A 14,757-nucleotide genomic window follows, 5' to 3' on the forward strand; every position below is an offset into this window, starting at 1 on the left:
ACATATTTGTGTTTTTAGCAATTTTATTTAATATTTTTTTAACTTTTTCAACTAAAACCATTTGAATTATTTAAGGAATGACAATGATTGATGATATTAAAAAAGACGGTGAGAGTCGTATGCAAAAAGCACTAGAAGCCTTGGAAGGTGCTTTTGCTAAGTTGCGTACGGGGCGAGCTCACCCTGGCATTTTGTCTGGGGTGATGGTCAGTTGCTATGGCTCTGAGATGCCACTAAATCAAGTGGCGAGCGTCAATGTTGAAGATTCTCGTACGCTATTGGTTCAACCCTTTGACCGTTCGATGGTGCAGGCTGTGGATAAGGCAATTCGTGAGGCAGATTTGGGGCTAAATCCCATGACTGCAGATGTGATTCGTGTACCAATGCCAGCTTTGACTGAAGAGACTCGCCGTGATATGCAAAAATTGGCACGCTCTGATGCAGAATCTGCGCGTGTATCTGTGCGTAACATTCGTCGTGATATGTTGGGCGACATTAAAAAATTGGTCAAGGATAAAGAAGTGAGTGAAGATGATGAGCGTCGTGCCGAAACTCATATCCAAAAACTGACCGATGATTTCATCAAAACCATAGATACACAACTTGCCAAAAAAGAAAGTGAGCTTATGGAAGTTTAATATTGTCTTTGACCAAAAGATAATAATCAAGCTAAACAAGACTTATGCAAGTTGTCAAAATTGACTTTGGTTTTGAGATAATTTTGTATAAGTCTTTTGTTTTTATTGTTTTAATTGACTAAATTTATGCCAAATACTGCCAGCCCAATACCGCCTGTTGCTATGCCCAAACACATTGCCATCATCATGGACGGTAATAATCGTTATGGCAAATCTCAAAACCTTGCCGCAGGTCAAGGTCATATCAAAGGTAAAGATGCTCTTGATCCGATTGTGGAGCATTGTTTGGCTTGCAAGGTGGAAGTCTTGACGGTCTTTGCTTTTTCTTCGGAGAATTGGGAAAGGCCTAGGGCGGAGGTGGATTTACTCATGGATTTACTTGCTCAGACCATTTATGAGCAGATGCCCAGAATGCATAAATACCGCATTCGCTTAAAATTCATCGGTGAGCGTGCCTGTTTGTCAGATAAATTGGTTCAGCTGATGACCGATGCTGAAACCAAGACGGCAGCATTTGATGCGATGACTTTAGTGATAGCCATCAGTTATGGTGGCAAGTGGGATATTGTTAATGCTACCAAGGCCATTGCCCAAGATGTGCAAGTAGGGAATATTTGTGCTGATGATGTTGATGAAAGCGTGTTTGATAAATACATTCAATTATCGGAGTATCCGCCTGTAGATATGTTGATTCGTACAGGTGGTGATTATCGCATTTCCAACTTTTTACTTTGGCAAGCAGCCTATGCAGAGTTATTTTTTACGACGACTTTGTGGCCTGAGTTTGGCGTTGATGAACTTGATGCAATGATACAAAATTTTGTCAATCGTGAACGCCGTTTTGGTAAGACAAGCCAGCAAATTGCCAGTCAGCAACCAACGGAGAGTGTATCATGTGGCAACGAATAAAAACTGCCATCGTTTTGGTGTTGGTTGTTGGCTTTGCGTTATTTGCCAGTTCAGCACCAATTTTTATCATTCCGCTATTATTAGTGGGCGTGTTGATGGCTTCTTATGAATGGACAAAGTTTTTGCCTAAGCAGGGCAATCCGTTAATATTTGTTGCTGCTACTTGTGCATTGACGGCGGTGTCGATATTTTTGCCACAAACTTGGGTGTTTTGGTGGGCGATGTCGCTTCTTATTTGGGTAATGGCGATGATATGGGTTAAGCAATATCCCAGTAAAGAAAAATGGTATGGCCATCGTCTGATATACATGGGCTGTGTGATTTTGACCGCTGCCATCACGGCGATGTACGGACTTTGGCAAATGTCGCCTTGGTGGCTCATGTATGTGTTTTTGCTTGTGTGGTGTGCTGACAGTGGTGCGTATTTTGTTGGTCGCCAAGTTGGTAAAACCAAACTTGCACCAAATGTTTCGCCCAATAAATCGGTAGAAGGGCTGTGTGGTGGTCTTGTAACAGCAGGCGTGGTTGCTGGTATTGTGGGTTATTATTTACAATTATCAGGTGCAGCCTTATTTTGGTTTTTGGCATTGTCCGCTCTGACGGTGGGCGCAAGCGTTCTTGGTGATTTGTTTGAGTCCATGCTAAAACGCCGTGCAGGAATGAAAGATTCTGGCAATGTTCTGCCAGGGCATGGTGGTGTGCTTGATCGTATTGATTCATTATTATCAGCAACGCCTGTATTTGCTCTGGGTTTTTGGGCATTGATGGAAGTGGGTGTATTTACTAAGTCGTGGACAAAAGGGCATGCAGCCAGCTTGGCTTGGATTTTGTGGTCGTAATTTTTTGATGATGAATATGAATGACGGTATGAATGCTTTGTCGCAGTCTGATTTGAAGACCAATTCACCAGATAAATTGCAAAATCTTTCTGTGCTTGGAGCGACAGGATCAATTGGTGATAGCACACTTGAACTGGTGCGTCTGCATCGTGATAGATACCGTATTGTTGCATTATCTGGCTTTTCTCGCATTGACAAGTTATTGATGCTGTGCCAAGAATTTCAGCCTAGTTTTGTGTGTGTTGCAGAACACAATGCAACACAGTTTTGCCAAAAATTAACCGAACTGGGCCTAAAAACGACTGTGTTGTCAGGCGATGATGGCTTGAAGAAAATTGCCACCTTGCCTGAAGTTGATGTCGTTATAGCGGCAATTGTTGGGGCGGCTGGATTATCATCAACTTTAGCGGCAGCACAAGCAGGCAAGCGTATTTTGCTGGCCAATAAAGAATCTTTGGTCATGGCAGGGCATTTGGTCATGGCGGCAGCTCGTCAATATGGTGCAGTGATTTTGCCGATAGACAGTGAGCATAATGCCATTTTTCAATGCTTGCCAAAGTCGGTGCAAATGGATAATTGTAGCATTCATGATACTGAGCATGGCATTAGGCATTTATGGTTAACAGCCTCTGGTGGTGGATTTTTGCACAAAACTTTTGATGAGATGACCAATGCCAGTGTGTCGGACGCAATTAAGCACCCAAATTGGTCAATGGGGCAAAAGATATCAATTGATAGTGCTACAATGATGAATAAAGGACTTGAACTTATTGAGGCGTGCCATTTATTCAATCTGCCAGAAAATCGTATCAAGATTGTCATACATCCTAATAGCGTGGTGCATTCTTTGGTTGAATATGTGGACGGTTCATTTTTGGCACAACTTGGTAGCCCTGATATGAAAATACCAATTGCACACGCACTTGCCTATCCTGAGCGTATTAACACAAATGCCAAGCCGCTTGATTTGTATGAGCTATCCAACCTTCATTTCATCAGGCCAGATTTGGATAAATTTGAACCGCTAGAACTGGCACGATTTGCCGCTAAGCGTGGCGTAGGTGCTTGCATTACACTCAATGCAGCTAATGAAGTGGCGGTTGCAGCTTTTTTAAATGAGCAAATTTGCTTGACAGATATTGCAAAAGTTGTCAAATTTTGTCTTAATGATGATGAATTGAGCGTATATTTTGATGATGAATTTGCGACTTTGGTAGAGATTTTAGCGATGGATAAAAAGGTGCGAACCTTGGCCATCAAGATGGTCAATGAAATGGCTAATGGCATGAAAATGAGCGTGAGTAAATGACAGCAATATGGATGTTTTTGGCAGCGGTGTGTGTGCTTGGACCACTGATTGCCTTGCATGAATGGGGGCACTATATTGTTGCACGCTTGTGTGGCGTTAAGGTTTTGACCTATTCAATTGGCTTTGGGCCTAAGCTGTTTGGTTGGATCAGCAAAAAATCAGGCATTGAATATCGTATTTCTGCCATTCCTTTGGGCGGTTATGTCAAGATGCTTGATGAAACAGAAGGTGCGGTAGCTGATGCTGAGCGTCAGTTGGCATTTAACAATCAGCACCCATTAAAGAAAATTGCCATTGTCGCAGCAGGACCTTTAATGAATTTCATCATCGCCATTGTTTTGTTTTTTGTGCTATTCATGCAGCCATCTGAGCGATTAAATACACGAATTGGCCAAATTGTTGATGGCACACCAGCGGCACAATCTTTGGTGATTGGTGAAAAAATCACTGCCATTGATGACAAAACTGTCGATACTTGGGAAGATATTAATTATGCACTTGCAGGTCGTATGGGCGAAACAGCCGACCTTAGCATCACGACCGAGCAAGGCGGTAAAATTTTCCAAAAAACCGTATCCATCACGACATTCATGCAAGGCGAGCAAAAAAGCCAAGATGCGATTTTAAGTTTTGGGGCTTTGCCATATCAGCCCATGATTGAACCTGTGCTGGTAGAAATTGTGCCAGATGGTGCGGCGGCCTTGATGGGATTGCAGGTCGGAGATAAGGTGGTTGCTATTGATGGCAAAAAAATTGATAGCTGGACAACTGCCATACCCATCATTCGTGGCAGTCCTGAGAAAATGCTGTCTTTTGACATTATCCGAGATGGCAAGCCGATGAAGATTGAACTGATGCCAAAAGGCGTAAAGCTGCATGGAGAAACGATAGGGCAAATTGGCGTCAAGGTTGATTATGATGGATATGATACTGTGCCTAGTGACTATCGTATGGTGATTGAGCACACACCAGCCCAAGCATTGGAAAAATCTTTTATTAAGACTTACGACTTTACCAAAATGACGATTGATGGCATCGGCAAGATGGTAACAGGATTGATTGGTATTGAAAATATTTCAGGTCCGATTACGATTGCTGAGGTATCTAAGGCGAGTTTTGAGATTGGTTGGCAACAGGTACTATCAACCGCAGCGATCATCAGCTTGTCATTGGCGGCCATGAACCTTTTACCGATTCCTGTGCTTGATGGCGGTCATTTGGTGTTTTATACTTATGAATTGATTCGTGGCAAGCCTATGAGCCAAAAAGTGCAAGTGGTTGGATTTCATTTGGGATTTATCTTGCTTTTATGTTTCATGGTGCTTGCTATCAGTAATGATATCATACGCTTGTTTGGTTGAAGGTGCCTAACGGTATGTATTTGATAAAAAATGCTAAAAAAGTGTGAATAAATCTCTTTTAGGGCTTGCCAAAATGACATTTTTGGCTTAATTTAGCACCATTATCCTAACATTGATTTGGACTTTTGTTATTTTTAAATGATTTGAACGCATTTAAAAATGTAAAATCTGAGTATCAATGTTGTATTTTATTTTTTTAATCGTGGAATGATTTTATGCGTATGCCTAAACTTTCAGGTTTTGTAACCACTTCAATGACGACAGCAATCATCATGGCGATGACAGTGCCTGCGTATGCCAAAACCTTTATTGCCAATGACATTATTTTTGATGGCATTGAGCGTGTAACCATAGACAGTTTACAACAAAGCATACCAATCCGTGTCGGTCAAACGGTAACTGATGAGACACTTGCTGACAGCATTCGTGCTTTGTATGCAACAGAGCACTTTGCTGATGTACAGGCTGATGTCAATGGTGACCGTGTGGTATTTCATGTAACCGAACGCCCAGTAATTGCTGAACTTAATTTTGTGGGTAATAAACTCATTCCAAAAGCAGGACTTGAAGAGGGTCTAAAAAATACAGGTCTTTCGGTGGGTAATGTTTTAAAACAATCAACCGTTACCATCATTGAAAATGAGCTTAAAAACCAATACATCTTGCAAGGTTATTATAATATTGACATTCAAGTTAAGCAGACCAAACTTGATGGCAACCGTGTTAAATTAGACATTGAGTTTATTGAAGGTAAGGCGGCTCGTGTTGTTGATATCAATATTATTGGTAATCAATATTTTAGTGATGATGACATTAAAGATAAGCTGGCGATTAAAGACAGAGTGCTTAATCCGCTATCTAAAGCCAATCGTTATAGCCAAGAAAAATTAAATGCAAGTTTAGAATCTTTGCGTGCTTTGTATCTCAATGAGGGCTTTGTACGCTTTGCGGTGGATAGTTCAAACCTGTCTATTGATGAAGAAAAAAATAAAGTCTTTGTGGAAATTGCTCTGACTGAAGGTCAAAGATACAGTTTTGGCAAAATTCAATTCATGGGTGATATCACTTATGGGATTGATGAATTAAATGAGTTGGTTACCTTTAAAGAGGGCGATGGCTATTCACAAAGCAAACTAGAAGCTGTTACTGCCAGCATCAGCGAAAAATTTGGCGATGATGGCTATTATTATGCACAAATTCGCCCAGTAACACGCATTGATGATGAAACACGCAAGGTGAATATTGATTATTATATTGACCCTGTGCGTCCTGTGTATGTGCGTCGTATTAATTTTGGCGGTAATGTTAAAACCAAAGATGAGGTGCTACGCCGTGAGATGCGTCAGCTAGAAGGAGCATTGGCGTCTAATAAGAAAATTTACCTGTCTCGTATTCGCTTGATGCGTACAGGATTTTTTAAAGATGTCCGAGTGCAAGTCGTTCCTGTGCCAAACTCACCAGACCAAGTTGATGTGAACTATACTGTTGAAGAACAGCCATCAGGCTCATCAACCATTGCTGCAGGTTACAGCAGATCAGGTGGCTTAACCTTTCAGTTCGAGTTGTCTCAGTCAAACTTTATGGGCACAGGCAACCGTGTGAATGCTTCGTTTTCTCGTTCAGAAACCCGAGATGTGTATAGTTTGGGCTTAGTTGATCCTTACTTTACTCAAAATGGCGTATCTCAAAGTTTCAATGCGTATTATCGTAAGACCAAATATGATGCCAAAAATATCAACGGTTACATACTAAATGCGTACGGAGCCGCTTTACGCTATGGTTATCCTATTGATGAAAATCAGCGATTAAGTGCTGGCATTAATGTGGATAACACAGAAGTGCAAGGAGGGGCGGGTATGGCAGTCAGCAATGTTAGGCAGTTGCTTAAAGATGGCGGCAAAGTGAATTTTTATAAAAATAATACGGTGTTTAGTCATAACTATGTCACTTATGGTGCGACACTTGGTTGGAGCTATTCTAGTATAGATAAGCCTGTGTTCCCAACCAAAGGCATGAGTCATGATGTGGACTTGACCTTGGGCTTTGGTAAGAGAGGCTATCAAAAGGCGGTTTATACGGGCAATATCTATGTGCCATTTTGGAAAAAGAGCATCATTCGTGGCTATACACGACTAGGCTATGGCAACAATCTACCATTTTATGAGAATTTCTACGCAGGTGGTTATGGTTCGGTGCGTGGTTATAATCCATCAACTCTAGGCCCTCGTTCACAAAGCTATGCATTGGCCAAAGATAATAAACGGTCTGGCCTTGGTGAGAATGTTGGCGGTAATGTACTGACCACTTTTGGGGCAGAGTTGATTTTACCAATGCCATTTAAAGGTGATTGGAGTGATCAGATTCGTCCTGTTGTTTTCTTTGAGGGTGGTCAGGTTTTCGACACCACTGGTGCTGATAAAGAATCGGTTGACCTAAACGCATTGACTGGTACTCAGGGTGCACCTACCAAATACCCATTATTAGAGCAAGATAAAGAGCTTCGTTATTCTATGGGTGTTGGTGCGACATGGTATACGCCAATCGGTCCGTTGTCTCTTAGCTATGCCAAGCCAATCAATAGCAAACCTACGGATCAAACCGAAAAATTCCAATTCCAAATTGGCAGTGTGTTTTGATGATAAAGATTGCTCATTTAATAGATGAGATTGAAAAGATACAGCCTGTACTAAACAAGGCGGTATTTGATAAGTCTGTTTTACACAAATCCGTCAATCATGTGGCGGATTTGTCAGATGCCAGTGGTGACGCTTTGGCATTTTTAGCATCGCCAAAATATGCCGATGACTTGACCAAGACATCGGCAAGTGTGGTGATTGTGAGCGAGCGATTTGCTGAGCGTGTCCCAATAGGTATGCTTGCCATCATTGTCAAAGATGCTTATTTGGCCTATGCGTCTGTCAGTGTGTTGTTTGCTCATTCATCAATAAAGCATGACATTCACCCATCTGCCATCATTCACCCATCTGCTACGATTGGTGCTGGCGTATCTGTCGGTGCATACACCAGCATTGGCAAAAATGCACACATTGGTTCAGGCTGTATCATTGGGCAAGGTGTTGTGATTGAAGATGGTGTGATGATTGGTGATGATTGTTATATAGACCATCATGTAACCATTGCTCATCATAGCAAACTTGGTGATAAAGTACGCATTCATGCTAATAGTACCATCGGTTCAGAGGGCTTTGGTTTTGCTCCCAACTCAACCAAAGATGGCTTAACATGGCAGCGTATTGCTCAGCTTGGGCGAGTTGTCATTGGTGATGATGTGCGAATTGGCAGCAATGTTTGTATTGACCGTGGAGCGGTAGGGGATACAATCGTTGGTAGTCATGTTATTATTGATAATTTGGTGCAGATTGCCCATAATGTTCATGTTGGTGCTGGCACAGCGATAGCGGCTAAGGTTGGTATTGCAGGGAGCACTCATATTGGAAAAAATTGTGTCATTGGTGGCATGGCGGGTATTGCAGGGCATCTTGTCATTGCCGATCATGTAACCATTACCGCCATGACAATGGTAACAAACCATATTAAAAAATCGGGTAGTTATTCATCAGGGACAACTGCCATGCCATCAGCAGACTGGCGACGAGCAGCAGTAAAATTTCGCCAATCTGGTGAAAAATAAATAGTTTAAATGTATCAGACCATCATTTTTAAGGACAGTTCATGACCAATACCACCATTGATACCGAGCTACTTACCCAAGAGGATTTGGACATTTTGGCCAAGCGTGGCGTAAGATTGCCACTAAAATACGATCAAATTAAACATTATCTACCGCACCGCTACCCATTCATGCTGATTGACCGTGTGACTGCCTGTTCGCCAAATCAATGGATCACAGGCTATAAAAATATCACGATTAATGAAGAATTATTTAATGGGCATTTTCCTGATAATCCTGTCATGCCAGGTGTCTTGATGGTTGAAGCAATGGCACAATTGTCTGGCATTTTAGGGTTTATTAGTGCAGGTCAGACTTCTGAAAGTGGCTATTTATATCTGTTTGCTGGAGTGGATAAAGTACGCTTTAAAAAGCTGGTGAGTACAGGAGATACGCTTGTGATTCGCTCAAAGGCTACTCGCAGTGTGCGTGATATTTATAAATTTGAGTGTACAGCCCATGTTGATGGTGAGCTGGCTTGTAGTGCCGAGATTATGATCGCTCGTCAAAAAATGACGGACTTATGAGTTAATTGAGATTGCAATAAGCATTTAAATAGTAGAATTTTGTTTTTAGTAGTTGTTTGAGGCTGCGAAGGCTGCCTAAGTCTGGGATAAATATGAAGATTCACCCAACCGCCATCATTGATGAATCCGCCATCATTGATGAATCCGCGATTATCGGCCCCTATTGCATTATTGGTAAAAATAGCAAAATCGGTGCGTATACTGTACTAAAAAGCCATGTGATTGTTGGCGAAAATACCACAATTGGCCAGTATAATGAGATTTATCAATTTGCCAGTGTTGGTGAAAATCCACAGGACTTAAAATATGCAAATGAACCCACTTATTTGCAAATTGGTGATCATAACCGCATTCGTGAATCGTGTACAATTCATCGTGGTACAGTACAAGATAATGGTTTGACAAAGATTGGTAATCACAACCTATTGATGGTCAATACGCACATTGCACATGATTGTGTGTTGGGTGATTATAATGTTCTTGCAAATAATGTTGGTGTGGCAGGGCATGGCCATATTGGCAATCATGTCATCATTGGCGGTCAGTCAGGCATTCATCAGTTTTGTCGCATTGATGATTACAGCATGATTGGTGGGGCAAGTCTGATTGTTAAAGATGTGGCAGCTTTTACGATGGTTTCGGGCAATCCTGCCAAAACGCATGGTGTCAATAAGGAAGGAATGCGTCGCAAAGGCTGGTCGCCACAGACCATTAAAATGCTTGATGAAGCTTATCGTGTGATATTTCGCTTGGGGCTACTTCGTAATGAAGCGTTGATAGAGCTTGAAAAATTACTACCTAACGAACCAAAAATTCAACTATTGATTGATTCTGTAAAAAACAGCCAGCGTGGCTTGGTTCGTTAATTAACTACTTATATACCTTATCAAACAAACCCATAACTCCGTGTTATGTGTTTGTTTATTTTTATTTTCTTGACATTCTTTGTGTAATAAATCAAACTATGCTAGTAACATTATTGCAAGGTTTTAACCGTGTGCAATTTTGTTTTTTCATAAAAGTGGTATCGTTTGGCATCAATGGTTGTCAATGATGAATAATAAAACAGTTAAGGAGAGTTTATGTCTGCACAACGAGAAAGTTGGTCAGCACGCTCTGGCTTTATTTTGGCCGCAATTGGTTCGGCAGTCGGTTTGGGGAATATCTGGCGTTTCCCTTATGTATCCTATGAAAATGGCGGAGGGGCTTTTTTCATTCCGTATTTAATCGCTTTGATAACAGCAGGTTTTCCGCTGTTGTTTTTGGATTATGCTGTAGGTCAAAAATACCGTGGTGCACCACCAACGGCCTATCGTCGTATGATTAAATCAGCCGAGGGCGTGGGCTGGTGGCAAGTACTTGTTTGTACGGTGATTGGTGTCTACTACGCCTCAGTGCTTAGCTGGTCGGGGCAGTACACGCTGTACGCATTCAGTCAGGCATGGGGTGAGGATACAGAAGCCTTCTTCTTTAACCATTATCTACAAAATGGCACAGGATTAGATTTTACTTTTGTACCAAGCTTATTTTGGGGCATTATTTTGGTTTGGGCGATTGTGCTGTTCATCATGTATGGCGGCATTCGCAAAGGTATTGAGCTTGCCAACAGGATATTCATTCCACTACTTGTGGTAATGTTTGTTGTGATGGTTATCCAAGCGGTACGCCTACCTGGAGCAGCAGAAGGCTTAGACACCTTTTTTACGCCAAATTGGGAAGCAATGCTTAATCCAAAAGTATGGCTGGCTGCTTATGGTCATGTCTTCTTCTCAATGTCAATCGGCTTTGGCATCATGGTAACTTACTCTTCATACTTAAAGAAAAATGCCAATTTGACAGGTTCAGGCTTGGTGGTGGGCTTTGCTAATTCATCATTTGAGATTTTAGCGGGCATTGGTATTTTTTCGGTATTAGGCTTTATGGCGGTCGCCTCTGGTAAGCCAGTGTCAGAAGTAGTCTCTGGCGGTATCGGCCTTGCATTTGTGGCATTTCCTAAAATTATATCAAGTATGGGTGATGCTGGCACGATTATTGGGGTATTATTTTTTGCATCATTGTTTATAGCAGGATTGACCTCAATGGCAAGTATTATTCAAGTGCCAATATCTGCCTTTGAAGATAAATTTGGTTGGTCGCATAAAAAAGCAGTTTCTATCATTGGCGGTTTCTCGGCATTGATTTCTGTTGCTTTATTTTCAACCAAAACTGCAATTACTTTTGTGGATATCATTGACCACTTTGCCAATAATATTGGTGTTGTGTTTGGTGCAATTTTATCAATTATTTGGGTAACTTGGCTACATCGTGGTTTGCTTGACAAACTGATTGCTCATATTAATGGCATTTCGAGTTTTAAAGTTGGTGCAGGTTGGTCATTTGTTTTGACAGTAGTTACACCAATTTCGCTGATCGTAGCATTGGTACTTAGTCTAAAATCGCTACTGAGCGAGGGTTATGGTGGCTATGATTTCATCACACAATTGGTATTTGGCTGGGGTGTAGTGGCTGTATTTGCCATTGGAGCGATGATTTTAACCAAAGTTCAAGGTCATGTCCTGCATAATGAACAAAAGAGAGATTATCATGAATAGTACTGCATTGATTATTATGGTGGTGGCATTGATTGCCATTTGGGGTGGATTGATTTTATCTTCCATTCATTTGATTAAAAATCCTGACATTGATATAGATCAAGTGTCTAACGACTGATTAACAATACAAAAAAACAAGACCTAAGATTGGGTCTTGTTTTTTTGTTGGTTGGGTTTTAGTTTTGGTTTTAGTTTCTAAGTCCTTGTTCATCTGCTAATATTTTTGGTGCAGGCTGTAATGGCATCAGTGGTGCAGTTAAAGCGGCCTGCAAGACTTCCTCAATGGTTTCAACAGACTGGATTTTTAGCCCTTCTTTAACATTATCAGGAATTTCGGTTAAGTCTCGTTCGTTGGACTTTGGTATTAAGACGTGCCGAATGCCTCCACGATGTGCAGCGAGTAGTTTTTCTTTTAGCCCACCAATGCGTAATACCTTACCACGCAAGGTTACCTCACCTGTCATAGCAATGTCAGAGCGAATGGCAATGCCTGTGAATGCTGAGACCAAGGCGGTGGTTAAGGCAATACCAGCAGATGGGCCATCTTTTGGTGTTGCACCTTCTGGCATATGTACATGAATGTCTGTTTCTTTGATTTTATCGTAGGATATGCCAAAACGCTCACCACTAGCTCGCACCACACTCATTGCTGCACGAATAGATTCCTTCATGACATCACCAAGAGAGCCTGTAAAGATAAGCTCTCCTTTGCCAGACATGGTGGCGGTCTCGATGGTGAGTAGTTCGCCACCAACCGAAGTCCATGCCAAACCTGTGATACGACCAATTTCTGGTTCTTTTTCAGCAAGACCGTAGTCAAATGGCTTCACCCCCAAAAAGTCTGCAATATTTTTATCGGCTATATTAATGGGTTTAATGACCGTGCTTTTTTTAGGCTTGATGCCATAAGTTTCAACTTGTGAGCGTACTGCTTTACGGCTGATTTTATTAATCTCACGCTCTAAGTTACGCACACCTGCTTCACGCGTATAGTGTCGGATAATACTTGTGATTGCTTCATCGGTGATGTTTAGCTCATCTTTGTTTAAGCCATTTTGTTCAAGTGCTTTTGGCACAAGATAATTTTGAGCAATTGATAACTTTTCATCTTCGGTGTAGCCAGGTAATCTGATGACTTCCATACGATCTAAGAGTGCAGGCGGAATGTTCATGCTGTTTGCAGTACAGATAAACATGACTTCCGATAAATCTAAGTCTAGATCAAGATAATGGTCATTAAACCCATTGTTTTGTGATGGGTCAAGCACCTCAAGTAATGCACTGGCTGGATCACCACGAAAATCTTGTGCCATCTTATCAATTTCATCAAGCAAAAACAGCGGATTTTTTACTTCTACTTTGGCGAGGCTTTGTACAATTTTACCAGGCATGGCACCAATATAAGTGCGACGATGTCCACGAATCTCTGCTTCATCACGCACACCACCTAATGCCATACGCACAAACTTACGCCCTGTGGCTTTGGCAATTGATTCACCCAATGAAGTTTTGCCGACACCTGGGGGTCCTACCAAACAAAGAACGGGGCCACGCATTTTTTTAACTCGAGACTGTACCGCCAAGTATTCTAGGATACGGTCTTTAATATCATCTAAACCGTAATGGTCTTTGTCTAGTGTGCTTTTTGCCTTATTTAGATCAATTGATACTTTGCTTGCCTTATTCCAAGGTGTGTCCAAAATCCATTCAACATAGCCACGCACAACCGATGCTTCTGATGAATTTGATGGCATTTGTTTGAGTTTTTTAAACTCATTTTCAGCTTTTTTGCGCACCTCTTTAGGTAGGTTTGCCTCTTTTAGGCGTTTTTCAAGTTCGCCATCTTCTTCGTCTGCACCGTCGTTCAAATCAGAAAGTTCTGATTTGATTGCTTTCATTTTTTCGTTTAAAAAGTATTCTCTTTGATTACTCTCCATTTGTTTGCGTACAGCGTCTTGTAGTTCATTTTCAATACTGCGTTCTGCTTTATTGTGAGTAAAAAATTCTGTCAGGGCTGTATAATATGCCATGATGTCATCATTTTCTAGAATATTTTGTTTGTCTTCTAATTTTATTGATACTCGTGTTGCAATAAAATAAATCAGTTCAAGTAAATCATCGATACGATTGGCAACACGAATGATTTCACGAGCATTTCTAAGAGAAGTTTCGGCATAATCAGCGAAGAATTCTAGCAGTACTGTCTGGTGAGCTTTGCTTTCATCGGCTGATAGAGGATTGGTGATTGGTGATTTTTGAGAAGTGGCAATCAGTGCATCATCAATTGTGTCAATTTTGGCACGATACAGACCTTCAATCAAAACTTTGAGGCAGTTATCATCGTTGTCATGTGGCATGGTGCTGATGATGCGACAAACCGTGCCATAATCGTACAGGTTGCTAATTTCAATATCTTCTGACAGTGAATCTTTTTGTGAGACAACTAAAATTTTTTCATTAAAATTATCTTGAGCATTTTTAATGGCGGCGATTGACTGCTCACGCCCCACAAATAGTGCAATTTGCATATGTGGATATACTACGACATCACGCACGGCAAGTAGTGGTAGGGTGGTAAAATTGTCAAAATCATCTAGGGCTTCAGTGGTCATGAAGTACTCCTTTTTAAGTTATTTTTTGTGTGAATGGTTTATGGTGGTACTTTAAAAAAATGCAAGTCTTATGGGTGATTTTTATGCAAAATCATTAGCAAATAAGAGTGATGCCAGATTGCCTGTCTTTACTCTTTTATTAAAAATAATTAAAAAATTTGTATTTCTTTTTTATTTGCTTGATGATATTTTGCTGCTATTGTTGATTTATGGCATTGGTTTAAATTGATTTATTTTATAGTTTATTGATTTTAAATGTTTTTTTAAGTTAAATTTTGAT

12 protein-coding genes are annotated in these 14,757 nt (G+C 41.0%); 11 read left to right on the top strand and 1 reads right to left on the bottom strand.

What is annotated here, in order from left to right:
• Positions 1-83: 83 nt before the first annotated feature.
• The 11 genes from frr (at position 84) to R0123_RS00860 (ending at position 11,983) form a co-directional block, all read left to right on the top strand.
• Positions 84-638: a ribosome recycling factor gene (frr, locus tag R0123_RS00810; protein ID WP_323842753.1), complete on the top strand. Its 555-nt coding sequence runs from the start codon at positions 84-86 to the stop codon at positions 636-638.
• Positions 639-764: 126 nt separating this feature from the next.
• Positions 765-1,547 carry a polyprenyl diphosphate synthase gene (gene uppS, locus R0123_RS00815; RefSeq protein WP_323842754.1) on the top strand — a complete coding sequence of 261 codons (783 nt, stop codon included), beginning with the start codon at positions 765-767 and terminating at the stop codon, positions 1,545-1,547.
• A complete protein-coding gene (locus R0123_RS00820; protein WP_323842755.1) occupies positions 1,532-2,386 on the top strand; it encodes a phosphatidate cytidylyltransferase in 855 nt (284 codons plus the stop codon). Before uppS ends, R0123_RS00820 begins: the two co-directional genes overlap by 16 nt.
• Before the next feature lie 28 nt (positions 2,387-2,414).
• A complete protein-coding gene (gene dxr / locus R0123_RS00825) occupies positions 2,415-3,695 on the top strand; it encodes a 1-deoxy-D-xylulose-5-phosphate reductoisomerase (RefSeq protein ID WP_323841592.1) in 1,281 nt (426 codons plus the stop codon).
• The gene (rseP, locus tag R0123_RS00830) at positions 3,692-5,056 is read left to right on the top strand and encodes an RIP metalloprotease RseP (protein ID WP_323842756.1); all 1,365 of its coding nucleotides are present in this window, start codon (positions 3,692-3,694) and stop codon (positions 5,054-5,056) included. The genes dxr and rseP overlap by 4 nt, the downstream gene beginning before the upstream one ends.
• A gap of 215 nt (positions 5,057-5,271) precedes the next feature.
• Entirely contained in the window at positions 5,272-7,692 is a 2,421-nt protein-coding gene (gene bamA, locus R0123_RS00835) for an outer membrane protein assembly factor BamA (RefSeq protein ID WP_323842757.1), read from the top strand.
• On the top strand, positions 7,692-8,708 hold the full coding sequence (lpxD, locus tag R0123_RS00840) for a UDP-3-O-(3-hydroxymyristoyl)glucosamine N-acyltransferase (RefSeq protein ID WP_323843223.1): 1,017 nt from the start codon (positions 7,692-7,694) through the stop codon (positions 8,706-8,708). Before bamA ends, lpxD begins: the two co-directional genes overlap by 1 nt.
• 41 nt (positions 8,709-8,749) lie before the next feature.
• Positions 8,750-9,274 (top strand): 3-hydroxyacyl-ACP dehydratase FabZ, encoded by a 525-nt coding sequence (gene fabZ / locus R0123_RS00845; protein ID WP_323841384.1) that lies wholly within the window; start codon positions 8,750-8,752, stop codon positions 9,272-9,274.
• Between the two features lie 92 nt (positions 9,275-9,366).
• On the top strand, positions 9,367-10,140 hold the full coding sequence (gene lpxA / locus R0123_RS00850; protein WP_323841385.1) for an acyl-ACP--UDP-N-acetylglucosamine O-acyltransferase: 774 nt from the start codon (positions 9,367-9,369) through the stop codon (positions 10,138-10,140).
• Positions 10,141-10,356: 216 nt separating this feature from the next.
• Positions 10,357-11,865 (top strand): sodium-dependent transporter, encoded by a 1,509-nt coding sequence (locus R0123_RS00855; RefSeq protein ID WP_323841386.1) that lies wholly within the window; start codon positions 10,357-10,359, stop codon positions 11,863-11,865.
• Positions 11,858-11,983 (top strand): methionine/alanine import family NSS transporter small subunit, encoded by a 126-nt coding sequence (locus R0123_RS00860; protein WP_323841387.1) that lies wholly within the window; start codon positions 11,858-11,860, stop codon positions 11,981-11,983. Before R0123_RS00855 ends, R0123_RS00860 begins: the two co-directional genes overlap by 8 nt.
• A gap of 70 nt (positions 11,984-12,053) precedes the next feature.
• On the opposite strand, the gene lon is transcribed toward R0123_RS00860, so the two are convergent.
• The gene (gene lon / locus R0123_RS00865) at positions 12,054-14,477 is read right to left on the bottom strand and encodes an endopeptidase La (RefSeq protein ID WP_323842758.1); all 2,424 of its coding nucleotides are present in this window, start codon (positions 14,475-14,477) and stop codon (positions 12,054-12,056) included.
• Positions 14,478-14,757 lie beyond the last annotated feature (280 nt).

It is taken from the genome of Moraxella sp. Pampa (assembly GCF_035181385.1).
In the GTDB taxonomy this organism is placed as follows: domain Bacteria; phylum Pseudomonadota; class Gammaproteobacteria; order Pseudomonadales; family Moraxellaceae; genus Moraxella.

Bases quoted from the DNA above. Each gene is read 5' to 3' on its own strand.
- fabZ (WP_323841384.1), top strand. From the start codon at position 8,750: ATGACCAATACCACCATTGATACCGAGCTACTTACCCAAGAGGATTTG.
- lpxA (WP_323841385.1), top strand. From the start codon at position 9,367: ATGAAGATTCACCCAACCGCCATCATTGATGAATCCGCCATCATTGAT.
- lon (WP_323842758.1), bottom strand. From the start codon at position 14,477: ATGACCACTGAAGCCCTAGATGATTTTGACAATTTTACCACCCTACCA.
- frr (WP_323842753.1), top strand. From the start codon at position 84: ATGATTGATGATATTAAAAAAGACGGTGAGAGTCGTATGCAAAAAGCA.
- R0123_RS00820 (WP_323842755.1), top strand. From the start codon at position 1,532: ATGTGGCAACGAATAAAAACTGCCATCGTTTTGGTGTTGGTTGTTGGC.
- uppS (WP_323842754.1), top strand. From the start codon at position 765: ATGCCAAATACTGCCAGCCCAATACCGCCTGTTGCTATGCCCAAACAC.
- dxr (WP_323841592.1), top strand. From the start codon at position 2,415: ATGAATGCTTTGTCGCAGTCTGATTTGAAGACCAATTCACCAGATAAA.
- bamA (WP_323842757.1), top strand. From the start codon at position 5,272: ATGCGTATGCCTAAACTTTCAGGTTTTGTAACCACTTCAATGACGACA.
- rseP (WP_323842756.1), top strand. From the start codon at position 3,692: ATGACAGCAATATGGATGTTTTTGGCAGCGGTGTGTGTGCTTGGACCA.
- lpxD (WP_323843223.1), top strand. From the start codon at position 7,692: ATGATAAAGATTGCTCATTTAATAGATGAGATTGAAAAGATACAGCCT.
- R0123_RS00855 (WP_323841386.1), top strand. From the start codon at position 10,357: ATGTCTGCACAACGAGAAAGTTGGTCAGCACGCTCTGGCTTTATTTTG.
- R0123_RS00860 (WP_323841387.1), top strand. From the start codon at position 11,858: ATGAATAGTACTGCATTGATTATTATGGTGGTGGCATTGATTGCCATT.